Source organism: Mycobacterium sp. NGS45 (assembly GCF_059812645.1).
Genome location: NZ_JCALDB010000020.1, coordinates 73,722 through 95,612, shown reverse-complemented (window position 1 = coordinate 95,612; position 21,891 = coordinate 73,722). Strand labels below are relative to the sequence as shown.

The 21,891-nt window shown below is 66.4% G+C and carries 18 protein-coding genes and 1 riboswitch; of the genes, 10 read left to right on the top strand and 8 right to left on the bottom strand.

Annotated elements, in window-relative coordinates; translation table 11 throughout:
• Positions 1-378: 378 nt before the first annotated feature.
• Entirely contained in the window at positions 379-873 is a 495-nt protein-coding gene (locus AC5Y3P_RS17740) for a hypothetical protein (protein WP_500047230.1), read from the bottom strand.
• An 83-nt stretch (positions 874-956) separates the two neighbouring features.
• Positions 957-1,547 carry a TetR/AcrR family transcriptional regulator gene (locus AC5Y3P_RS17735; RefSeq protein WP_500047229.1) on the bottom strand — a complete coding sequence of 197 codons (591 nt, stop codon included), beginning with the start codon at positions 1,545-1,547 and terminating at the stop codon, positions 957-959.
• A 183-nt stretch (positions 1,548-1,730) separates the two neighbouring features.
• Here AC5Y3P_RS17735 and AC5Y3P_RS17730 point away from each other — a divergent pair, with 183 nt between their 5' ends.
• From AC5Y3P_RS17730 to AC5Y3P_RS17705, 6 genes are read left to right on the top strand one after another with little or no spacing between them, the layout of a single operon-like run.
• Positions 1,731-2,156: an MmpS family transport accessory protein gene (locus tag AC5Y3P_RS17730; protein ID WP_500047228.1), complete on the top strand. Its 426-nt coding sequence runs from the start codon at positions 1,731-1,733 to the stop codon at positions 2,154-2,156.
• Entirely contained in the window at positions 2,153-5,044 is a 2,892-nt protein-coding gene (locus AC5Y3P_RS17725) for an MMPL/RND family transporter (RefSeq protein ID WP_500047227.1), read from the top strand. The genes AC5Y3P_RS17730 and AC5Y3P_RS17725 overlap by 4 nt, the downstream gene beginning before the upstream one ends.
• Before the next feature lie 53 nt (positions 5,045-5,097).
• Positions 5,098-5,871 carry a thioesterase family protein gene (locus tag AC5Y3P_RS17720; RefSeq protein ID WP_500047242.1) on the top strand — a complete coding sequence of 258 codons (774 nt, stop codon included), beginning with the start codon at positions 5,098-5,100 and terminating at the stop codon, positions 5,869-5,871.
• Between the two features lie 21 nt (positions 5,872-5,892).
• Positions 5,893-6,171, top strand: a complete 279-nt coding sequence (locus AC5Y3P_RS17715; RefSeq protein WP_500047226.1) for a YdeI/OmpD-associated family protein — start codon at positions 5,893-5,895, stop codon at positions 6,169-6,171.
• 35 nt (positions 6,172-6,206) lie between these two features.
• Positions 6,207-6,605 carry a Zn-ribbon domain-containing OB-fold protein gene (locus AC5Y3P_RS17710; protein WP_500047225.1) on the top strand — a complete coding sequence of 133 codons (399 nt, stop codon included), beginning with the start codon at positions 6,207-6,209 and terminating at the stop codon, positions 6,603-6,605.
• Between the two features lie 31 nt (positions 6,606-6,636).
• Positions 6,637-7,848, top strand: coding sequence for a thiolase family protein (locus tag AC5Y3P_RS17705; RefSeq protein ID WP_500047224.1), 1,212 nt, complete (start codon positions 6,637-6,639; stop codon positions 7,846-7,848).
• A 3-nt stretch (positions 7,849-7,851) separates the two neighbouring features.
• Here the strand turns inward: AC5Y3P_RS17705 and AC5Y3P_RS17700 are convergent, their stop codons facing one another.
• The gene (locus AC5Y3P_RS17700; RefSeq protein ID WP_500047223.1) at positions 7,852-8,490 is read right to left on the bottom strand and encodes a winged helix-turn-helix transcriptional regulator; all 639 of its coding nucleotides are present in this window, start codon (positions 8,488-8,490) and stop codon (positions 7,852-7,854) included.
• A 64-nt stretch (positions 8,491-8,554) separates the two neighbouring features.
• Between AC5Y3P_RS17700 and AC5Y3P_RS17695 the strand changes: the two genes are divergently transcribed.
• Positions 8,555-9,430 carry an alpha/beta fold hydrolase gene (locus AC5Y3P_RS17695; RefSeq protein WP_500047222.1) on the top strand — a complete coding sequence of 292 codons (876 nt, stop codon included), beginning with the start codon at positions 8,555-8,557 and terminating at the stop codon, positions 9,428-9,430.
• A gap of 55 nt (positions 9,431-9,485) precedes the next feature.
• Here the strand turns inward: AC5Y3P_RS17695 and AC5Y3P_RS17690 are convergent, their stop codons facing one another.
• Complete coding sequence (locus AC5Y3P_RS17690) at positions 9,486-10,346, bottom strand: hypothetical protein (protein ID WP_500047221.1); 861 nt, start codon at positions 10,344-10,346, stop codon at positions 9,486-9,488.
• Between the two features lie 182 nt (positions 10,347-10,528).
• Positions 10,529-10,703: riboswitch (cobalamin riboswitch) on the top strand.
• A gap of 132 nt (positions 10,704-10,835) precedes the next feature.
• On the opposite strand from AC5Y3P_RS17690, the gene metE reads away from it, so the two are divergent.
• The 3 genes from metE (at position 10,836) to AC5Y3P_RS17675 (ending at position 14,840) form a co-directional block, all read left to right on the top strand.
• Positions 10,836-13,097: a 5-methyltetrahydropteroyltriglutamate--homocysteine S-methyltransferase gene (gene metE, locus AC5Y3P_RS17685; protein ID WP_500047220.1), complete on the top strand. Its 2,262-nt coding sequence runs from the start codon at positions 10,836-10,838 to the stop codon at positions 13,095-13,097.
• Positions 13,098-13,172: 75 nt separating this feature from the next.
• Entirely contained in the window at positions 13,173-14,084 is a 912-nt protein-coding gene (locus AC5Y3P_RS17680; RefSeq protein ID WP_500047219.1) for a mycobacterial-type methylenetetrahydrofolate reductase, read from the top strand.
• A gap of 135 nt (positions 14,085-14,219) precedes the next feature.
• The gene (locus AC5Y3P_RS17675) at positions 14,220-14,840 is read left to right on the top strand and encodes a superoxide dismutase (RefSeq protein WP_500047218.1); all 621 of its coding nucleotides are present in this window, start codon (positions 14,220-14,222) and stop codon (positions 14,838-14,840) included.
• 95 nt (positions 14,841-14,935) lie between these two features.
• Here AC5Y3P_RS17675 and AC5Y3P_RS17670 read toward each other — a convergent pair whose 3' ends face one another.
• The 4 genes from AC5Y3P_RS17670 to prpD are packed head-to-tail and all read right to left on the bottom strand — an operon-like array spanning position 14,936 to position 21,873.
• Complete coding sequence (locus tag AC5Y3P_RS17670; RefSeq protein ID WP_500047217.1) at positions 14,936-18,328, bottom strand: pyruvate carboxylase; 3,393 nt, start codon at positions 18,326-18,328, stop codon at positions 14,936-14,938.
• Positions 18,329-18,332: 4 nt separating this feature from the next.
• Positions 18,333-19,457 (bottom strand): bifunctional 2-methylcitrate synthase/citrate synthase, encoded by a 1,125-nt coding sequence (locus tag AC5Y3P_RS17665; RefSeq protein WP_500047216.1) that lies wholly within the window; start codon positions 19,455-19,457, stop codon positions 18,333-18,335.
• Positions 19,454-20,371 carry a methylisocitrate lyase gene (gene prpB / locus AC5Y3P_RS17660; protein ID WP_500047215.1) on the bottom strand — a complete coding sequence of 306 codons (918 nt, stop codon included), beginning with the start codon at positions 20,369-20,371 and terminating at the stop codon, positions 19,454-19,456. Before prpB ends, AC5Y3P_RS17665 begins: the two co-directional genes overlap by 4 nt.
• Positions 20,371-21,873, bottom strand: coding sequence for a 2-methylcitrate dehydratase PrpD (prpD, locus tag AC5Y3P_RS17655; RefSeq protein ID WP_500047214.1), 1,503 nt, complete (start codon positions 21,871-21,873; stop codon positions 20,371-20,373). Before prpD ends, prpB begins: the two co-directional genes overlap by 1 nt.
• Between the last annotated feature and the right edge of the window lie 18 nt (positions 21,874-21,891).

Here is a 21,891-nt window from a genome sequence, read left to right as displayed (position 1 = left end):
GAGGCGCGCGGCTGCGGCGGCGGCCTCCAGACGGGTGGTGTCCTCGATCGCGGTGATCAGCGCGGCGTCATCTGCCTGCCGTAACGCGTCCCGATCCAGGAGTTCGAACATGCTTTCGATTCTAGGTTCGGGGTCAGACACACGCGACGACCCGAACCCCGATCTGGGGATGAAACACACACTGTGCATAACCCACGAAACGAAGAGAGTTTGGGCAGGCCAGAAGGGTTGACGGGCCCGGGAGTTCCTCCGACGGGCGGGAGGTCCGCTGGCCGGGCCGGCAGCCCTGCCCGCGCCGGGAGCCCGGCCGCGACCGGCAGCCCTGCCCGCGCCGGGAGCCCCGCTCGGCGGGCCTACTCAGCCGACGACGCCGACGAGTTACTCAGCAGAGGGATCACCGCTGCCGCCGACCTCGGCGGCCAGCGGCGGTCCGCTGGATTTCGGTGCTTCGATGCTCGGCGTAGACGCCTGCGCGCCGCCGGGGTGGAAGTCGACCATCTTCTCTTCGCGGATCACCTCGTTGCCCGAACTGATGATCAACGCCTTGGGGGTCACCTCGTACTCGATACCGGCGTTCTCCGCGGAGTAGCCGGCGCTGGTCTTGGCGGCCGAAACGGTCAGCGTCGCGCCGTCGCGCAGTCGGACGCCGCGGTATTCGTAACCGTTGGAGGTCTCACAGATCGCGACCCGCGATGCCGTGGTCTCGCCGAACATCAACGCGGGGCTCGGGCAGCGCGCGCTGGAATCGACGTAGCCACGCGCGTCGGCGTCCGGCGCAGCCCCGGCGGGCGCGGCACCCAGCAGACCGCCGGCAACGCCGAGAATCCCGAGCGACCCCGCGAAAAGACGGGGTGACACATTCCTGGTAGACATCGCTTCCACCACAGCACAGCTGCCGACGGGTCGGCCAGCGCGAGCGCCGAGCCGGAACCCAATCGTTAGGGCGCCGAAACCTGTTAGCTGCTGGGACCGACCCGAGGGTCCGACATGGCCCGGTCCAGCAAATGCCGACTGCAGTCGAACAGGATCTCGCGCAACCGCTCGTCGGGCACGTCGACCAACTGCGCATCGGTGCTGGCGCCGAAGATCCCGGCGGTGATCATCGCGGCCGCCACGCGGGAGGTGACGTCGTGCCGGGCACTGGTCAACACCTCCCCCAGTTGGTCGACCACTTCGGAGTACTCGGGCTCAGAGTTGACCATCGCGTGCACCACCGGGTCACCGGAGAACACCGCCATCACGCGACGGTGCGCCACCGACACGTCGATCAGGCCGACGACGACCGCATCGCGCTTCTCGGTCGTCGACGCCAGCGAGGACGCATCGGAGATCACCCGGGCGATGTCGGCGAAGATCGGCCCGACGACGGCGTGCACGATGTCGTCCTTGGAATGGAACTGGTAGTACACCGCGGCCTTGGTGACGCCGAGGGCATCGGCGATCATCTGCAGCGAGGTGGCGTGCACACCGTGCCGAGCGAACAGTTCCAGCGCAGCTTCGATCACGCGGGCGCGCGCGGAACCTCGTTGCGCCACCGGCTTGGCCACGACAGTCTCCTCCGACCCCCTCGGCCGCTCACACTTTCGCGGTCGTTGTGCGCGGAATCACCGAATCCGCCCAAATTCGAGCTTTGATTAGTCGAGCGTACTACTTATAGTTAGCCGAGTGGCAAGGTCAGGTCGACTCCCCCAGATACCCATCCCGACCGTCCCAGACGGTGGGGGCCTTCGATGACCCTGCTGCGGCGGACTTGGCTTCCGCTGGTCATCGTCGTGGTGCTGCTCGTTGCCGGCTTCACCGTGTCCCGGATCCGGACCTTCTTCGGCGCCGACCCCAATGAGTTCGGCACCAGCGCGGCCATCGAGGACACCGAACCGTTCAACCCCAAGGTCGTCACCTATGAGGTGTGGGGCGACGGCAGCTACGCCGACGTCAACTACCTCGACCTCGATGCCCAGCCGCAGCGCGTCGACGGCGCGGCCCTGCCCTGGACCCTGACCCTGGAGACCACCGACCCCTCGGTGTTCCCCAACGTCGTCGCACAGGGCGACTCCAACACCTTGTCCTGCCGTATCACCGTCGATGACGAGGTCAAAGACGAACGGACCAACTCCGGCGTGAGCGCCCAGACCTTCTGCTTGGTGAAATCCGCATGAGCGCACCGATCTACGACGCCCCCACCGAAACCTTGCCGACCGGCGGCCCGCCGCGTTCCGGTATCGCCAAGTGGATCCGTCGGTTGGCCGTGCCGATCATCGTGGTGTGGGTGGCGCTGATCGCGCTGCTCAACGTCTCGGTGCCGCAACTCGAGGCGGTCGGCAAGGCCCGCTCGGTGTCGATGTCACCCAGCGATGCGCCGTCGATGATCGCGATGGCCCGGGTCGGCTCGGTCTTCCAGGAGTTCGAGTCCACCAGCTCGGTCATGGTGGTGTTCGAAGGCGACCAGCCGCTGGGCGAGGAAGCCCACGACTACTACGACCGAATCGTCGAAGCGCTCGAGGCCGACACCGAACACGTCGAACACGTCCAGGACTTCTGGGGTGATCCGCTGACCGCGGCCGGCGCCCAAAGCCCGGACGGCCACGCGGCCTATGTGCAGGTCTACACCGCGGGTGACCAAGGTGAGGCGCTGGCCAACGAGTCGGTGGAGAAGGTTCAGGACATCGTCGCCGGCGTCGACGCGCCCGAGGGCGTGCGGGCGTATGTGACCGGACCGGCCGCACTGGCCGCCGACCAGTCCATCGCCAGCGACCGCAGCATGCGGACCATCGAAGCGCTGACGTTCACAGTGATCATCATCATGCTGCTGCTGGTCTACCGGTCGATCATCTCGGTGGTCGTGACGCTGTTCCTGGTGGTGCTGTCTTTGGGCGCGGCCCGCGGCGGCGTGGCCTTCCTCGGCCATTTCGAGATCATCGGGCTGTCGGTGTTCGCGACGAACCTGTTGGTGACGTTGGCGATCGCGGCGTCCACCGACTACGCCATCTTCTTGATCGGCCGCTATCAAGAGGCGCGGTCGAAGGGCATGGACCGCGAAACTGCGTACTACGACATGTTCCACGGCACCGGCCACGTCATCCTCGGCTCGGGTATGACGATCGCCGGGGCTACCTTCTGTCTGCACTTCACCCGGATGCCGTACTTCCAGACCCTGGGCGTGCCGCTCGCGATCGGTATGACGATCGTGGTGTTCGCGGCGCTGACGTTGGGCTCGGCGATCATCAGCGTGGTCACCCGGTTCGGCAACATCCTCGAACCCAAACGTGCGATGCGGGTACGCGGTTGGCGCAAGATCGGTGCGGCCGTGGTGCGTTGGCCGGGCCCGATCCTGGTGGCCACCATCGCGCTGTCCCTGGTCGGCCTGCTGACCCTGCCCGGTTACCTCACCAACTACAACGACCGCGACTACCTGCCGGCGGACCTGCCGGCCAACGAGGGTTACGCCGCGGCCGATCGGCACTTCTCCCCGGCCCGGATGAACCCCGAGCTACTGATGATCGAAACCGACCAGGATCTGCGTAATTCCGCCGACTTCCTGGTGATCGAAAAGGTCGCCAAGGCGTTGACCCGGGTTCCCGGGGTTGCTCGGGTGCAGGCCATCACCCGGCCGCAGGGCACGCCCATCGAGCACACCTCGATCCCGTTCCAGATCAGCATGCAGGGCACCACGTCCAAGATGAACGAGAAGTACCAGCAGGACATGATGGCCAACATGCTGGTCCAGGCCGACGAGATGCAGAAGAACGTCGAGACCATGGAGCAGATGCAGTCCATCACCATCCAGATGGCCGACACCACGCACAGCATGGTCACCAAGATGAAGAACATGACCGCTGACGTGGCCGAATTGCGGGACCACATAGCTGATTTCGATGACTTCTTGCGGCCCATGCGGAACTACTTCTACTGGGAACCGCACTGCTTCAACATCCCGGCCTGCTGGTCGATCCGGTCGATCTTTGACGTGATCGACGGCATGGACGTGATGACTCACGACATCCAGGCGATGATCCCGGACATGGAACGTCTCGACACCTTGATGCCGCAGATGGTGGCGTTGATGCCCGAGATGATCCAGACCATGAAGAACATGAAGACCTACATGCTGACCATGTATCAAACCCAAAAGGGTATGCAGGATCAGATGTCGGCGATGTCGGAAAACTCGACGGCCATGGGTGAGGCCTTCGACAAGGCCAAGAACGACGACTCGTTCTATCTTCCACCGGAGACGTTCGACAACCCGGACTTCAAGCGCGGCATGAAGATGTTCCTGTCGCCGGACGGGCACGCGGTGCGGTTCATCATCAGCCATGACGGCGACCCGATGAGCCCTGAGGGCATCAAACACATCGATGCCATCAAGCTGGCCGCCAAGGAGGCCATCAAGGGCACCCCACTGGAGGGATCGAAGGTCTATCTGGGCGGCACCGCGGCCACCTTCAAGGACATGCAGGACGGCGCCAACTATGACCTGCTGATCGCCGGAATCGCCGCGCTGGCACTGATCTTCATCATCATGCTGTTGATCACCCGCGCGATCATTGCGGCCGCGGTGATCGTCGGCACCGTGGTGCTGTCCCTGGGTGCATCGTTCGGCTTGTCGGTGTTGCTGTGGCAGCACCTGATCGGCCTGGAACTGCACTGGATGGTGCTGCCGATGGCGGTGATCGTGCTGCTGGCCGTCGGCGCGGACTACAACCTGCTGCTGGTGGCCCGGATGAAGGAAGAGATTCACGCCGGCCTCAACACCGGCATCATCCGCGCCATGGGCGGCAGTGGATCCGTCGTGACGTCGGCCGGTCTGGTGTTCGCGTTCACCATGATGTCGATGTCGGTCAGTGAGCTGGCCGTGATCGGCCAGGTGGGCACCACGATCGGTCTGGGTCTGCTGTTCGACACCCTGGTGGTGCGTTCGTTCATGACACCGTCGATCGCGGCGCTGCTGGGCAAGTGGTTCTGGTGGCCGCAGCAGGTGCGTCAGCGTCCCAAGCCTGAGCCGTGGCCGGCGCCCCGGCAGCCGGAACTGGCTCCGCTGCCGTGACCGAACCGGCCCCGTTCTTCACCCGCGACGGTGACACGCTGGTCCCCAGCCAGATGGCGCAGGGACCGTGGGGCGAGACGATCAGCGGCCACATCGTGGGCGGACTGCTGGGCTGGGCGGCCGAGCAAGCCAGCTCCGACCCGGAGTTGCAGCCGGCCCGGTTGACCGCCGACCTGCTGCGTCCGGCGTTCATGAAGCCGGTCCAGGTGTACACCGTGGTGCGTCGAGAAGGTAAGCGCATCAAAGTGATCGACGTCGAGGTACGCCAGGACGGTGAGCTGGTCTCACGGGCCAGTGCGGTGTTCCTGCGCCGCGGCGAGCATCCCGAGGGCGCGGTCTGGAATCCCGCGACCGCGGTCCCGGCGCTGCCGAGCGCCGCTGATGTCACCGTCAACCGGATGCCGTTCGAGTTGTGGACCTACGGCGCGGACACCGAGAACGGCAAGTTGGGCGGTACCGGCATCGACTGGCAGCAGGACCAGGCCCGAAAGTTCGCCTGGGTGCGCGAGACCCGGCCGCTGATCGACCACGAGCCGATGACGCCGTTCACCCGGGCCGCGCTGGCCGCCGATGTCACCAGCGCGCTGACCCATTGGAGCACAACCGGATTGCGTTACATCAACGCCGATTTCACGTTGTCGCTGAGCCGGCTGCCCGAGGGCGAGTTCGTCGGCTTGGCCTCCGACGGGCACAACGGCGCCGACGGCGTGGCCTCCGGCGCGGCGACGTTGTTCGACCAGCGCGGGCCGATCGGGCACGGGATTGCGATCGCGCTGGCGCAGCCGGCCGGTTCGTTTCGTCCGCCCACCCATATCGGTCTGCGCTGAGTCGGCGCTACCCTGGCCACCGTGACCGCTGACGAAGTTCCCGGCGGAGTGGTGCATGAGCTGCCCGCCGATTTGCACACCGCATTGGTCGGCAACGCGACCGCGTTGGCCGCGTGGCAAGACATCACGCCGCTGGCCCGCAACGAGTTCATCTGCTGGGTCGAAGACGCCAAACAGGCCGCCACCCGGGAACGTCGGATCCGCCGCACCCAGGAAGAACTCGAAGAGGGCAAACGCCGGCCGTGCTGTTGGCCGGGCTGCAAGCACCGCGAGCGCAACGGCAAGGCAACCGCACGCTAACGTCAGTCAGAAGGACACATCGACGGAGGTGCTCAATGGCTGCGCAGATTCCCCTGGTCGACTACCTGGTGCTCGACGACGGCGACCCCCACCTCGTCGTTCAGGAGTGCACCGGGTGCCGGGCACGCTTCTTCGACCGTCGAAACGCCTGCGCCCGCTGCTCCGGCACCGAGTTCAGCACCGTGCCGCTGCCCGCTGAGGGCACGGTCCGGACCTTCACCATCGTGGCCTTCGCCGCCCCTGGTGTGCCCACCCCGTTCGTCGCCACGGTGGTGGACTGCGACGGCACCCAGGTGCGAGCGAACCTGATCAACGTCGAGCCGACACCCGAGCACGTGCAGGACGGCATGAAGGTCAAGCTGGCCACCTATTCATTGGGCACCGATGCCAACGGCACCGAGGCGATCGGCTTCGGTTTCGAACCGGCCGCCTGACCCCCATCCCTCGAGCCAAGGAGCAATTCCGATGAGCGCCAGCGACGATATCTGGATCCTCGGGATCACCATGACCAAGTTCGGCAAGCACGCCGAACTCGACACCGTCGACCTGGCCGCCCAGGCTGCACTCGGCGCGCTGGCCGATGCCGGTGTGCAGATGTCGGACATCGGGGTGCTGGCCGCCGGGAACCTGATGAACGCGGGTGCCGGCCTCGGCCAACAGTTGCAGAAACAGATCGGCCAGACCGGTATCCCGGTGTACAACGTGGCCAATGCATGCGCCACCGGCGCCACCGCGCTGCGCACCGCGATCATGGCGGTCAAGGCCGGCGAGGTCGACTACGGCATGGCGGTCGGCGTCGAGAAGCTTTCCGGCGCCGGACTTCTCGGTGCCGGTGGCAAGAAGCCCGACGACGCCGACGTCTGGACGGCCAAGGGCCGATTCGGTGCAATCGCCCCGATCGACGGCCGGATCGGCACCGAAACCATGCCGGGGGTGTTCGCCCAGATCGGCATGGAGTACGGACACAAGTACGGCGGCACCAGCTTCGAGCTGTTCGCCAAGATCAGCGAGAAGAACCACGCGCATTCGACGCTGAATCCGTTGGCCGCCTACCAGAAGCGGTTCACCCTGGAACAGATCATGAACGACGTGATGATCGCCTACCCGAACACCCGGCCGATGTGTTCGGCCAACTGCGATGGCGCGGCCGCCGCGATCGTGTGCAACGGCGAGACGCTGAAGTCGCTGTCGATCGAGCAGCGCCGACGCGCGGTCAAGGTGTCGGCGTCGGTGCTGACCACCGATCCGTACGAAGAAGGCTGCCAGGTGCTGCCGAACGTCAACACGCTGACCCGCAACGCCGCTGCCACCGCCTACCAGCAGGCCGGCGTCGAGCCCGGCGACCTGGATCTGGTGGAGTTGCACGATTGCTTCGCGACCGCCGAGCTGGTGCACTACGACAACCTGATGCTGTGCGAACAGGGTGGCGCGGTGGACTTCTTCGAGTCCGGCGCGACCTGGCGCGACGGCTCCACCCCGGTCAACGTGTCCGGTGGGCTGCAGTCCAAGGGGCATCCGATCGCCGCGACCGGCATCGCCAACATCTGGGAGGTCTGCCATCATCTGCGCGGCGAGGCCGGTGACCGGCAGATCGAGAACGCCAAACTGGGCTTGGCGCACGTGATCGGACTTGGATCCGCGTGCGGTGTACACATTTTGGAGAAGTCAGCGGCCTGACGGTCAGCCAACCGACAGCGGCGCCTCGAACAGTCGCTGCACCGCTGTCGCATCACCGGTGATCTCGATCAACTCGGGGACCGCATCCAGGGTGAGCATGCCGGCCGCCAACCCCAGGACGATCTGCGCGTCAGCGCTGATGACCGCATCGAGGTGATGGGCGCCGGGCGAGCCGAAGTGAAAGCCGGACCGGCTGGCCCGCACTGCGACCAGTTCGCCGTCGACGGAAATCCCAACTGTAACTCGCTGTTTCGGCGGCACGCGGTGCGCGAACAACGCGGGCAGGGCCAGCAACAACCACTCCGCGCGGAAGTGATCTCCTTGCGGCCCGCGAACCATCAGCGGACCAGACCAGCGGATCAACGCCTCGATCGGTTCCCGCAGTTGCTCACCCCATGGCGTGAGTGCGTACTCGACCGCACCGCCTTGTGCACCGATCCGCCGCTCGACGACCTCGGCGGTCTCCAGGTCCCGCAACCGGTCGGCCAGCAAATTGGTCGCAATGCCCGGCAGTCCGTCCCTCAGCTCGCCATAGCGAGCGGGTCCGATCAGCAACTGCCGGACGATCAGGAGACTCCAACGATCACCGACCACGTCGAGCGCACGTGCCAGCCCGCAATACTGCCCGTAATCCTTTGCCATCACGCCCCTACTTGATATTTTCAATCTGGCTTGATTATATCAAGTGCACTGATCGGAGGCGCCAATGGCAGTCAGCACCCGACCCACGTGGGTCGACGACGAGTTGTTCCCGTTCCAGAGCCGGTTCGTCGACATCGACGGAAACACCGTGCATTACATCGACGAGGGCGCCGGCCCCGTGCTGCTCTTCCTGCATGGGAATCCCACCTGGTCGTTCGTCTACCGCGAGGTGATCCAGGTCTTGCGCGACGACTTCCGTTGTGTTGCGGTGGACTACCCCGGATTCGGGCTGTCGCATGCCCGGCCCGGGTACCGATACCTGCCCGAAGAGCACGCCCAGTGCGTAGTCGGCTTCATCGATGCACTCGACCTCCGCGACGTCACGCTGGTGGCGCATGACTGGGGCGGGCCCATCGGCCTGTTCGCCGTCGGTCAGCGCCGCGCAGCGTTCGCGCGACTGGTGCTGGCCAACACCATGGGTTGGCCCGCCGACGCGCTTGGAATCCAGATCATGTCGCACGTGGTGGGCGGACCACTCGGACGACTGCTGATCCGGCAGTTCAATCTGTTCGTCAACGCGATGATCCCGGCCGGGCACCGGCTGCGCACGCCCACTGCCACGGAGATGGCGCACTACCGGTCGGCGCTGGCGACACCACAGCGTCGGCAGGCCTCGGCAGTGTTTCCCGGCCGAATCACCGGCAGCCGCGCCTTTCTCGAAGGCGTCGAGAAGACCCTGGCCAGCCTGACGTCACTGCCGGCATTGATCGTCTGGGGCACCGCCGACATCGCGTTCGGCGAGGCCGAACTTCGGCGCTGGCAGTCCAGCTTCACCGAGGTGCACACCGAGTTGTTCGAGGGCGCAGGGCACTTCGTGCAGTCCGACGCCCCGGAACGCTTCGCCGCCGCCATCCGCAACTGGCATCCGTCCCGAGCCTGATGGCGCCGGGAGATCACCGGGTGGATCACCGTCGGAGCCCGGACCACCAAAACCCTCAGGGCTTAGGTCCCAGGCAATTTTCCGAACTCCAGTCGTTGAGGTGACGTACCCCGTGCTGCACCTCGACGAAGTGCGGCGCGATGAACGTCTTGGTGATCGCCATCAGCACCATCAGGAGGCCGATCGCCGCGAAACCTGACAGTGCGACGGTCTGCAGCGGAGTGCGCTCGTCGGGTTCGCGGTCGAACCGGGTGTAGAACAGCAGCGCGGCGAAATGCCAAGAGCCGTAGATCAGCACGTTCAGGCCCCACATGCCGACACCGTTGTCGAAGCAGTAGTTGGGACCCGAGTAGGCGAACGTCTCGCCCAGCGGCATGATGCCGGCCAACAGCAGGCACAGCAGCACGTGCCGGACCAGGGTGTCGCGGGTGAACACCTGGGTGAGCATCCGGTAGAGGCTGCCCAGGATCACGGTGTAGAAACTGAACACCGAGATGGTCATCGGCAGCATGAACAGCGGCACACCGTTGGGATTCAGTGCGGTGTTGAACGCGAAGTGTCCGTGCAGCACCTCGTACCAGGGGTCGGTGCCGATGAAGCCGCCCAGCACGGCCCAGATCGTCAAGAAGATGCCCATCCGGAAGCCGTACAGGTCGCGCAGCGGCCGACCTCGGTCCTCGGGGGCGCGCAGGACCAACGGCAGGATCAACGTGCCGGCGGCCATCAGCATGGCCTGTCCCACCAGGGCGGGGTCGTTGGGGCGGTCGTAGCTGAGGTTGAACACCACCAAGGCCTGGATCGGGACGGTCGCCAGGAACCAGACCAGGTAGATGATCTCGGTTCGCCGCTTGCCCGGATTGGCGGCCAAGACGTGGAAGCGACGGGTCGAGGACTCGGCAGCGCGCGGATCGGGCATCGTCGAATCCTTCGGTCGGAGCGGCGTCGGCTCGACGGTAGCGGGAATCCTGTTGCCTCGAAGCGAGTTCCGATGCTGCGATTGACCGTGCCTACCCTGCGGCCCCCCGTGTTGCCGGGGAGGCGGTAGAATTTGCGGTGCAGCTGGTTTGCCGCCCGCGCCCCGCGCGGACGGCATCGACCGGTCCACCATGGGTGGACCGATAGAGGGAACCCGGTGAGAATCCGGGACTGTCCCGCAGCGGTATGCAGGAACGACCGCCGTCATCAGCACTGGTAGCAGCCAAACTGCCACCGGGAAGCGACGGCCACTAGGAGCACCGGAAACGGTGCGCGCCTGCGAGTCCGAAGACCTGCCAGCTGTGCCGGACGCGCCGCGTCCGGCGGTGCATCGCCTCGCGGAATGGGCGGATCGCCGAGAGCTGCCGCAGTGCAGCCTCAGTGGACGTCCGTGGGCGAATGCGCTATCCGCCGTATCGAAGGACGTCTCATGGCAACACCGTTCACCGCGACCATTCTGGGCGCCCCCCGCATCGGACCGAATCGCGAACTCAAACGCGCCACCGAGGGCTACTGGGCCGGCCGGGTGGACCGCACCCGACTCGAAGAGGTCGCCGCCGACCTGCGTCGCCAGACCTTGACCTCGCTGGTCCAGGCCGGCCTGGACTCCGTCCCGGTCAACACCTTCTCCTACTACGACCAGGTCCTCGACACCGCGGTGTTGCTCGGCGCACTGCCGCCGCGCGTGCAGTCGATCCCGGACGATTTGGACCGCTACTTTGCTGCCGCCCGCGGCAACGCCGACGTCGCACCGCTGGAGATGACCAAGTGGTTCGACACCAACTACCACTACATCGTTCCCGAAATCGGGCCGGACACCGTCTTCTCGCTGCATCCGCAGAAGGTGCTGGCCGAACTCGCCGAGGCGCGCGAACTCGACGTTCCGGCCCGCCCGGTCGTGATCGGACCGCTGACCTTCCTCGCGCTGAGCAAGGCCGTCGACGGCGCGGCCGCACCGATCGAGCGGATCGACGAGTTGCTGCCGCTCTACGCGCAACTGCTGGCCGAACTCGCCGAAGCGGGTGCGCAATGGGTGCAGTTGGACGAGCCGGTGCTGGTCACCGATCAACTCGACAACGCGGCCAAACTCGCGCACCGGGTGTACACCGAACTCGCCGCGGCGCCGCATCGGCCGGACATCCTGGTGGCGACCTACTTCGGTGGCCTCAACGGCGCGCTGTCCGCGCTGGCCCGCAGTCCGATCGAAGCGATCGCGGTGGACCTGGTGGCCGGTAGCACCCGGGCCGTCGCAGCGGTCCCCGAGCTTGCCGACAAGCTGGTGGTCGCCGGCGTGGTCGACGGCCGCAACATCTGGCGCACCGACCTGCAAGACGCGCTGGGGACTTTGGCGTCGCTGCTGGGATCGGTTGGTTCCCTGGCAGTTTCGACCTCCTGCTCGACGCTGCACGTGCCGTACTCGCTGGATCCCGAGCACGACCTCGACGACGCGCTGCGCACCTGGCTGGCCTTCGGCGACGAGAAGGTGTTCGAGGTCGCAACGCTGGCGGTCGCACTGCGCAAGGGACGCGAGGCCGTCGCCGCCGAGATCGACGCCTCCAACGCCGCGGTGGCGTCGCGCGCGGCCGACCCCCGCTTGCACGACGGCGAGCTGCGCGCCCGGCTGGCGGCGGTGCTCGCCACCGGTGTCCAGCGCGGACCGGCGGCCGGTCGCCGGGCGGCCCAGGACGCACGGCTGAAGCTGCCGGTGTTGCCCACCACCACCATCGGCTCCTACCCGCAAACCGTCGCGATCCGTAAAGCACGTGCTGCGCTGCGCGCTGGACAGATCGACCAGGCCGGCTACGAACAACAGATGCGGTCCGAGATCGCCGACGTGATCCGGCTGCAAGAGGAACTCGGCCTGGACGTCCTGGTGCACGGTGAACCCGAGCGCAACGACATGGTGCAGTACTTCGCCGAACAACTCGACGGCTTCTTCGCCACGCAGAACGGCTGGGTGCAGTCCTACGGCTCCCGGTGTGTGCGGCCGCCAATCCTGTACGGCGACGTGGCGCGACGCCAACCGATGACCGTCGACTGGATCCGGTACGCGCAATCGCTGACCGACAAGCCGGTCAAGGGCATGCTCACCGGCCCGGTGACCATCCTGGCCTGGTCCTTCGTCCGGGACGACCAACCGTTGGCCGACAGCGCCAACCAGATCGCGCTGGCGATCCGGGACGAAACCGTAGACCTGCAGGCCGCCGGCATTTCGATCATCCAGGTCGACGAGCCCGCACTGCGCGAGCTGCTGCCGTTGCGCAGCGAGGACCAGCAGGAATACCTGGCCTGGGCGGTCTCGGCGTTCCGGCTGTCCACCTCCGGGGTCGACGACACCACCCAGATCCACACGCATCTGTGCTACTCGGAGTTCGGTGAAGTGATCGGCGCGATCGCCGACCTGGATGCCGACGTCACCTCGATCGAAGCCGCGCGATCACGCATGGAGGTGCTCGGAGACCTCAACGAGATCGGGTTCGCCAACAGCGTCGGTCCGGGTGTCTACGACATCCACTCACCGCGGGTGCCGTCCACCGACGAGATGGTGGCATCGCTACGCCATGCGCTCGACGCAGTTCCCGCGGAACGCCTTTGGGTCAATCCGGACTGTGGGTTGAAGACCCGGAGCACCGATGAGGTGACCGAATCGCTTCGCAACATGGTGGCCGCGGCCAAGGCCGTGCGCGGCTAGTCGTCGTCCGCATCCGCGTTGCGCCCCAGGAAGCCCTGGGGCGCAACGTGTTTGCACAATGACCAGGAGGTCACCATGCCGCTGAACACCATCGCCTTGGAATTGGTGCCGCCCGACGTCGAACGCGGTGTGCCGCGCGCGCGGGAAGAGGCGCACAAGGTGCTGCGCCACGCCGAGCAAGCCGGCATCGCCGGGCGGATCGGCCACATCATGATTCCCGGGATGATCGCCGAGGACGACGACCGGCCGGTCGAGATGAAGCCCAAGCTCGACGTCCTCGACTTCTGGTCGATCATCAGCCCGGATCTGCCCGGCGTGTCCGCCCTGTGCACCCAGGTGACCTCGTTCCTCGACGAGGCGGCGCTGCGGGAACGTCTCGGCCGGCTGCGGGCCGCCCGGTTCGACGGCACCATCTTCGTCGGGGTTCCCCGCACCATGAACGACGGCGACGGCGAGGGCGTCCCCCCGATCGAGGCGCTGTCCAAGTTCGGTGAGCTCGTCGACAACCGCGGGGTGATCCTGATCCCCACCCGCGACGGTGAGCAGGAGCGCTTCGGCTTCAAGTGCGACCGGGGCGCGACGTTCGGGATGACGCAGTTGCTGTATTCCGACGCCATCGTCGGATTTCTGCGAGAGTTCGCGCGTACCAGTGCGCATCGACCGGAAATCCTGCTCTCGTTCGGCTTCGTGCCGAAACTCGAAGCCGAGGTGGGCCTGATCGACTGGCTGATCCGGGACCGCGGCAACGCCGCCGTCGAGGTCGAGCAAGACTTCGTGCGCGCGCTGGCCGCGGCCGAGCCGGCCGAGAAGCGTCGACGGCTGCTGGACCTGTACCGGCGGGTGATCGACGGCGTGGCCGAGCTCGGATTCCCGTTGAGTCTGCACTTGGAGGCGCCGTACGGGATCTGCGGACCGGCGTTCGACACGTTCGCCGAGATGCTGGCCTACTGGGCGCCGCAGCCCGCCGCGCCGGTGCCGCCGGAATAGCCAGTGCCCGGTCTATCACATGCTCACCTGAACAGATAAACTGCCATTGGCCGGCGGCGCACGCACTGTCGATGCGGCAGATCATCTGTCCAGGCCGGCCGACGGCTCCCCGAGCGCGTACGCAGAGAGGAATTCATGGCCGAGTACACCCTGCCCGAGTTGGACTACGACTACGGTGCGTTGGAACCCCACATCTCAGGTCAGATCAACGAGATCCACCACAGCAAGCACCACGCGGCCTACGTCAAAGGTGTGAATGACGCACTGGGCAAGCTCGAGGAGGCCCGCGCCAACGGCGACCACGCGGCGATCTTCCTCAACGAGAAGAACCTGGCGTTCCACCTCGGTGGGCACGTCAACCACACCATCTGGTGGAAGAACCTGTCCCCCAACGGCGGAGACAAGCCGGAAGGCGACCTGGCCGCGGCTATCGACGACCAGTTCGGTTCGTTCGACAAGTTCCGCGCACAGTTCACCGCCGCTGCCAACGGCCTGCAGGGCTCCGGCTGGGCGGTGCTGGGTTACGACACCCTCGGCGACCGACTGCTCACCTTCCAGCTGTTCGACCAGCAGGCCAACGTCCCGCTGGGCATCATCCCGCTGCTGCAGGTCGACATGTGGGAGCACGCCTACTACCTGCAGTACAAGAACGTCAAAGCCGACTACGTCAAGGCGTTCTGGAACGTGGTCAACTGGGCTGACGTGCAGCAGCGTTTCGCGGCCGCCCGCAGCAAGACTTCTGGCCTGATCTTCTAGTCATTACCGGCGTTGCTACGCGGAAACTGAACTGAGAGCGAAGATTCGACCCGATCTTCGCTCTCAGTTCAGTATTCAGCGCGGCCGAGACGATTTCAGCCGATCACCGCGATCAGGTCACCGGCTTCGACCTGAGCGGTCGGGTTGATCGCGGTGCGCTGCACGGTACCGGCCCGAGACGCCGTGATGGCAGCCTCCATCTTCATCGCCTCGATGGTGGCCACGGTGTCACCGGCGGCGACCTCGTCCCCGGCCTGAACCACCAGGGTGACCACGCCCGCGAACGGCGCCGCCAGATGATCGGGATTGGTGCGGTCGGCCTTCTCGGCGATCGGAACGTCGGCGGCGATGCTGCGGTCGCGCACCAGAACTGGACGGAGTTGCCCGTTGATGATGCACATCACCGTCCGCATACCCTTTTCATCGGCTTCGCTGATGGCCTCCAAACCGATCAGCAGCTCGACTCCTCGCTCGAGTTTGACCCGGTGCTCCTCACCGCGCCGCAATCCGTAGAGGAACTGATTCGCCGAGAGTTGACTGGTGTCGCCGTACTGCTCGCGGTGCGCCAGGAACTCGGCGGTCGGACCCGGGAACAGCAGTTCGTTCAGCTTGGCCTGCCGCTTCGGCCCCGGCGCAGCGAGCACGTCGCGGTCCTCGGCGGTCAACGGCTGCTCGGTCCGCCCGGGTCCGCGGCCGGCCAATGCGTTGCTGCGCAGCGGTTCCGGCCAGCCGCCGGGCGGATCGCCGAGTTCACCCCGCAGGAACCCGATCACGCTGTCCGGGATGTCGTGGCGGGCCGGATCCGCGGCGAATTCGTCGGCCTGAGCGCCGGAACCGACCAGGGATAGAGCCAGGTCACCGACCACCTTGCTGGACGGGGTGACCTTGACCAGTCGGCCGAGGATCCGGTCGGCGCCCGCGTAGGCGTCCTCGATCTGCTCGAAGCGGTCGCCGAGTCCCAGCGCGATGGCCTGCTGACGCAGATTGCTCAACTGCCCGCCCGGAATCTCATGCGAATACACCCGCCCGGTGGGGGCCGACGGTCCCGATGCCGCAACGTCGAAAGGCGCGTACACCTTGCGCAGGGCCTCCCAGTACGGCTCCAGCGCACACACCGCGCCGAGCGACAGCCCGGTGTCGAATTCGGTGTGCGCGGTCGCAGCGACGATCGAACTGAGCGCTGGCTGACTGGTGGTTCCGGCCAGCGGGGCGGCCGCACCGTCGACCGCCGAGGCGCCGGCGGTCCAGGCCGCAGCGTAGGTGGCCAACTGGCCGCCGGCGGTGTCGTGCGTGTGCACGTGCACCGGCAGGTCGAAACGTGTGGTCAAGGCCGACACCAGTTTTGCCGCCGCAGGAGCTCGCAACAGCCCGGCCATGTCCTTGATCGCCAGCACGTGTGCGCCGGCTTCGACGATCTGTTCGGCCAGCCGTAGCCAGTAGTCCAACGTGTACAGATCCTCGGCCGGGTTCAGCAGATCGCCGGTGTAGGACATCGCGACTTCCGCGACCGCGGTTCCAGTGGCCCGCACCGCATCGATCGCCGGCCGCATCGACTCGACGTTGTTCAGCGCATCGAAGACCCGGAAGATGTCCACCCCGGTGCGGGCGGCCTCGTCGACGAACGCGTCGGTGACGACAACCGGGTAGGGCGTATAGCCGACCGTGTTGCGGCCGCGCAGGAGCATCTGCAGGCAGATGTTCGGCATGGCGTCGCGCAGTACCGCCAGCCGCTCCCAGGGATCTTCCTTGAGGAAGCGCAACGCGACGTCGTAGGTGGCCCCGCCCCAGCATTCGACCGACAGCAACTGCGGCATGGTCCGTGCGATGTAGGGCGCTACGGTGGCCAGACCGCTGGTGCGCACCCGGGTGGCCAGCAGCGACTGGTGGGCATCGCGAAAGGTGGTGTCGGTCACCAGGACACCGCGATGATCGCGCATCCAGTCGGCGAAACCCTGCGGTCCGTATTCGTCCAGCTTCTGCTTCGAGCCGGCCGGCACCGGGGCTTTCCGGTCGATCGCCGGAAGCTTGTCGTGCGGGTACACCCCGGTCGGCCGCGGGCCGTGCGGCTTGTTGACCGTGACGTCGGCGAGGTAGTTCAGGATCTTGGTGCCGCGATCGGCGCTGCACCGCGCGGTGAGCAGACCGGGCCGTTCATCGATGAAGCCGGTGGTTACCCGTCCGGCCAGGAAGTCCGGATCGTCCAGGACGGCCTGCAGGAATCCGATGTTGGTCGCCACGCCACGGATCCGGAACTCCGCGACCGCCCGCCGTGCCCGCCGCACGGCGGCCCCGAAATCCGAGCCCCGGCAAGTCAGTTTGACCAGCATGGAGTCGAAGTGCGCGGTGATCTCGGCGCCGACGTGGGTACCGCCGTCCAAGCGGACGCCGGCTCCGCCCGGTGAGCGGTAGGTGGTGATTCGGCCGGTGTCGGGCCGGAAGCCGTTCGCGGCGTCCTCGGTGGTGATCCGGCACTGCAAGGCCGCCCCGTGCAACACGATGGAATCCTGGGTCAGTCCCAGGTCCGCCAACGATTCCCCGGCTGCGACCCGCAACTGGGCCGACACCAGGTCGACGTCGGTGACTTCCTCGGTCACCGTGTGCTCCACCTGGATCCGCGGGTTCATCTCGATGAACACATGGTTGCCGCGCTCGTCGACCAGGAACTCCACTGTGCCGGCGCCGCAGTAGCCGATCTGCCGGGCGAATTCGACCGCGCCTGCGCACATCTGCCGACGCACCGCGGGATCGAGATTCGGGGCGGGCGCCAACTCGATGACCTTCTGGTGTCGACGCTGGACACTGCAGTCCCGCTCGTACAAGTGGACGACGTTGCCGTGCGTGTCGGCCAGGATCTGCACCTCGACGTGACGTGGGTTGACCACGGCCTGTTCCAGGAACACGGTGGGATCACCGAACGCCGATTCCGCTTCGCGGCTGGCCGCCGCGATCGCCTCGGCCAACTCGTCGAAGGCCCCGACCCGGCGCATACCGCGGCCGCCGCCCCCGGCGACTGCCTTCACGAACAGCGGAAACTCCATGTCTGTTGCCGCCGTGAGCAATTCGTCGACATCGGAGGACGGCGCCGAGGACGCCAGCACCGGCAGTCCGGCCGCTTCGGCAGCCGCAATCGCGGTGGCCTTGTTCCCGGTCAGTTCGAGCACCGAGGCAGCGGGCCCGACGAACACGATGCCGGCCCGAGCGCAGGCAGCGGCCAGTGCCGGGTTCTCGGAGAGGAACCCGTATCCCGGATAGACCGCGTCCGCACCGCATGCCCGCGCAGTCGCCACGATCTCGTCGACGCTCAGGTAGGCCCGGACCGGATGTCCCGGTTCGCCGATCTGATAGGACTCGTCGGCCTTCGACCGGTGCACCGAGTTGCGGTCCTCGAACGGGTACACCGCGACCGTGGCGACGCCGAGTTCATGGGCCGCGCGGAACGCCCTGATCGCGATCTCGCCGCGATTGGCGACCAGTATCTTCTCCAGCATCGTGCTATGCCAGCGCGCGCTGCGGGTGACCCGAATAATCGCTGAGCGGCCGGATCAGCGCATTGGAACCGGCTTGTTCCATGATGTGCGCCGTCCAACCGGTGATCCGGCTCATCACGAAGATCGGTGTGAAGCAGGGGATATCGAAGCCCATCAGGTAATAGGCCGGCCCGGTCGGGAAGTCCAGGTTCGGCTTGATTCTGGTGGCCGCGTACATCGCGCTCTCCAGCACCTCGTAGATGTCCAGCCAGCGTTGGCCATCGCGGACGGCGGCCACCTGCTGCAGTGCGGCCTTCATGGTGGGCACCCGCGAGTCACCGTTCTTGTACACCCGGTGACCGAATCCCATCACCTTGTCCTTGCGGGACAGCTTGCCGTGCAACCATTCCGCGGCCCGGTCCGCCGAACCGATCTCGAGCATGTCGTGCATCACGGCCTCGTTGGCGCCGCCGTGCAGCGACCCCTTGAGCGCGCCGATCGCCGCGGTGACCGCGCTGTAGATGTCGGATTGTGTCGAGGTCACCACGCGGGCGGCGAAGGTGGAGGCATTGAAGCTGTGCTCGGCGTAGAGCACCATGGACTGCTCGAACGCCTGCACCACGGCGGGTTCGGGAACCTCGCCGAAGCACATGTTCAGGAAGTTCTCCGAGTAACCCATATGGCTGTGCGGGCCAATCGGTTCCAATCCGCGGCGGCGGCGCATGTCGGCGGCGACGATGGTCGGCAGCACCGCGAACATCCGCAGCGACTTGGCCATGTTCGCTGAGACGCTGGCGTCGTCCTCCTCCGGGTCCTCGGCGCCCAGATAGCTGATCGCGGTGCGCACCACGTCCATCGGATGGCAGTTCTCCGGCAGTTTGGCCAGCAGCGACTGCATCGACCGGTCGATTCGCCGGGAGGCCCGCTCACGCTGGGTGAACAGCGCCAACTCCTGATCGGTGGGCAACTCACCGTGCCAGAGCAGGTAGGCCACTTGCTCGAACGAGCAGTGCGCGGCCAGGTCCTGTACCGGATAGCCACGGTAGGTCAGGGTGTTGGTCTCGGGCACCACCTTTGAGATCGTGGTGGTGTCGACCACCACGCCGGCCAGTCCCTTGTGGATCTTCGGCTCGTTCGCGGTAACAGTCACGGTGTTGCCCCTTGTAGCGAGAAGTTGAAGATGTCGGAGTCGAACTGGTTGTAGTCGGCGTAACGCAGCAACTCGTAGAGTCGGCTGCGTTGTTGCATCTGGTCGATCAGACCGGATTGTGTTCCCGCGGAGTGGATTTCGCGCAGTCCGAGCTCGACGGCGTGCATCGCCAACCGCAGCGTGCTGACCGGGTAGATCACCATGTTGTAGCCGATCTCGGATAGCTGCGCGGCGGTCAGCAGTTCGGACTTGCCGAACTCGGTCATGTTGGCCAGCAGCGGCAGGTCGACCGCTTCCCGGAACTGCTCGAAGTCGGCCGGGGTGTGCAGCGCTTCGGTGAAGATCAAGTCCGCGCCGGCATCCGCATAGGCCTTGGCCCGCTCGATCGCCGCGGGGATGCCCTCGATGCCCGCAGCGTCGGTGCGGGCGCAGATGATGAAGTTCGGATCGCGCCGCGCGGCGACAGCCGCACGCAGCCGCTTGACCATCTCGGAGGTCTCGACCACGGCCTTGCCGTCGAGATGCCCGCACCGCTTGGGATTGACCTGATCTTCCAGGTGCAACCCGGCCAGCCCGGCATCTTCGAGCAAGGTCACGGTACGGGCCGCACTCATCGGCTCCCCGAATCCGGTGTCGGCGTCGATCAACGTGGGAAGATCGGTGGCCGAAGCGATCTGGGCTCCTCGGCCCACCACCTCGGTCAAGGTCGTCAGGCCGATGTCCGGCAGACCCAGGTCGGCGGACAACACCGCACCCGAGACGTAAACCCCGTCGAAGCCGGTTTCGGCGACCAGTTTCGCGACCAGCGGCGAGAATGCCCCCGGGAAGCGCAGCAACCGTCCGGATTCCAGGCCGAGCCGGAATTTGCGTCGCTTCTCCGCGGCCGGAGTGGCAGCGGCCAGCAACCCGCTCATCAGAAGATCCCGGCCGGGATCGTCGGCGCCTTGTCCAGCACCAGCGGATCGACCCGCACGTTCAGTGCGGCCAGGTCGCCGGCGGCGGCCGACGAGATGTTCTCCGCGGCAGACAGGAACCGCTTCTGCTCATCGGGATCCACCACGCCCTCGGCCAGCTCGTTGAACTTGGCGACATACTGATCGCGGGCGAACGGCCGGGCCCCCAACGGATGCGCATCGGCCACCGCGAGCTCGTCGACGATGGTCTCGCCGCTCTTGAGCGTGATCACGGCCCGCGCGCCGAACGCCTTCTCGGACGGGTCGGTTGAGTGGTAGCGGCGGGTCCATTCCGGGTCCTCGACCGTGGAGATCTTGCGCCACAACTCGATGGTGTCGGGCCGGTGCGCGCGCTCTGGGGCGTAGGACCGTTCGTGATGCCAGCTGCCGTCCTGCAGGGCGACGGCGAAGATGTACATCACCGAGTGGTCCAGTGTCTCCCGCGAGGCGTCGGGGTCGAATTTCTGCGGATCCCCCGAACCGGTTCCGATCACCACGTGGGTGTGGTGGCTGGTGTGCAGCACGATCGAGGCGATCTGGTCCAGATCGCCGATCCGCTCGCGCATCCGGCGGGCCAGGTCGATGGGCGCCTGGCTCTGGTATTCGGCCGAATGCTCCTTGGTGTAGCTGTCCAGGATGGCGCGCTTGGGCTCGCCGGGCTCGGGCAGCGGGACCTGGTAGCTGTGTTGGGGCCCGGACAGCAGCCACGCGATGACGCCGTCCTCACCTTCCCAGATCGGCGCCGGCGATCCCTCACCGCGCATGGCGCGGTCGACGGCTTCGATGCCCACCTTGCCGGCCCAGGCCGGCGCGTAGGCCTTCCAGCTGGAGATCAACCCCTTGCGCGACTGCCGGGTGGCGGTGGTCAGGTGCAGCGCCTGCCCGATGGCGTCGTAGATGGTGTCTTCATCCAGCCGCAACATGGTGCCCAGACCCGCGGCCACCGACGGACCCAGGTGCGCGACGTGGTCGATCTTGTGCTCGTGCAGGCAGATTCCTTTGACCAGATCGATCTGTACCTCGTAGGCAGTGGCCAGGCCACGGATCAGGTCGGCGCCGCCCACGCCGAGTTGTTGCGCGACGGCAACCAGCGCGGGAATGTTGTCGCCGGGGTGGGAGTACTCGGCGGCCAGGAAGGTGTCGTGGAAGTCCAGTTCGCGCACCGCGACGCCATTGGCCCACGCTGCCCATTCGGCCGAGACCGTGCCCTCGACACCGAACACCGTGGCACCACCCGGACGCTGATGCGCCAGCGCCTGCACGCGGGCCACCGTCACCGGCCGACGGATCACCGAGGCAGCCGACACCGCGGCGTTGTCGATGATGCGGTTGATCACCATCGCCTCGGTCTCGGCGGGCACGGCCACCGGGTCGGCGGCGATCGCGGCGATCTTGGTGGCCAGGTGCTCGCTGCGCGGGAAATCGTCGGCGCTGCGTCGGGTGCGTACTTCGTGGATCTGCATATTCCGCACCGTACGCAC

Coding starts and splice junctions, on each gene's coding strand:
- AC5Y3P_RS17740 (WP_500047230.1), bottom strand. CDS start 873: ATGTCTACCAGGAATGTGTCACCCCGTCTTTTCGCGGGGTCGCTCGGG.
- AC5Y3P_RS17730 (WP_500047228.1), top strand. CDS start 1,731: ATGACCCTGCTGCGGCGGACTTGGCTTCCGCTGGTCATCGTCGTGGTG.
- AC5Y3P_RS17725 (WP_500047227.1), top strand. CDS start 2,153: ATGAGCGCACCGATCTACGACGCCCCCACCGAAACCTTGCCGACCGGC.
- AC5Y3P_RS17720 (WP_500047242.1), top strand. CDS start 5,098: ATGGCGCAGGGACCGTGGGGCGAGACGATCAGCGGCCACATCGTGGGC.
- AC5Y3P_RS17710 (WP_500047225.1), top strand. CDS start 6,207: ATGGCTGCGCAGATTCCCCTGGTCGACTACCTGGTGCTCGACGACGGC.
- AC5Y3P_RS17705 (WP_500047224.1), top strand. CDS start 6,637: ATGAGCGCCAGCGACGATATCTGGATCCTCGGGATCACCATGACCAAG.
- AC5Y3P_RS17700 (WP_500047223.1), bottom strand. CDS start 8,490: ATGGCAAAGGATTACGGGCAGTATTGCGGGCTGGCACGTGCGCTCGAC.
- AC5Y3P_RS17695 (WP_500047222.1), top strand. CDS start 8,555: ATGGCAGTCAGCACCCGACCCACGTGGGTCGACGACGAGTTGTTCCCG.
- AC5Y3P_RS17690 (WP_500047221.1), bottom strand. CDS start 10,346: ATGCCCGATCCGCGCGCTGCCGAGTCCTCGACCCGTCGCTTCCACGTC.
- metE (WP_500047220.1), top strand. CDS start 10,836: ATGGCAACACCGTTCACCGCGACCATTCTGGGCGCCCCCCGCATCGGA.
- AC5Y3P_RS17680 (WP_500047219.1), top strand. CDS start 13,173: ATGCCGCTGAACACCATCGCCTTGGAATTGGTGCCGCCCGACGTCGAA.
- AC5Y3P_RS17675 (WP_500047218.1), top strand. CDS start 14,220: ATGGCCGAGTACACCCTGCCCGAGTTGGACTACGACTACGGTGCGTTG.
- AC5Y3P_RS17670 (WP_500047217.1), bottom strand. CDS start 18,328: ATGCTGGAGAAGATACTGGTCGCCAATCGCGGCGAGATCGCGATCAGG.
- prpB (WP_500047215.1), bottom strand. CDS start 20,371: ATGAGCGGGTTGCTGGCCGCTGCCACTCCGGCCGCGGAGAAGCGACGC.
- prpD (WP_500047214.1), bottom strand. CDS start 21,873: ATGCAGATCCACGAAGTACGCACCCGACGCAGCGCCGACGATTTCCCG.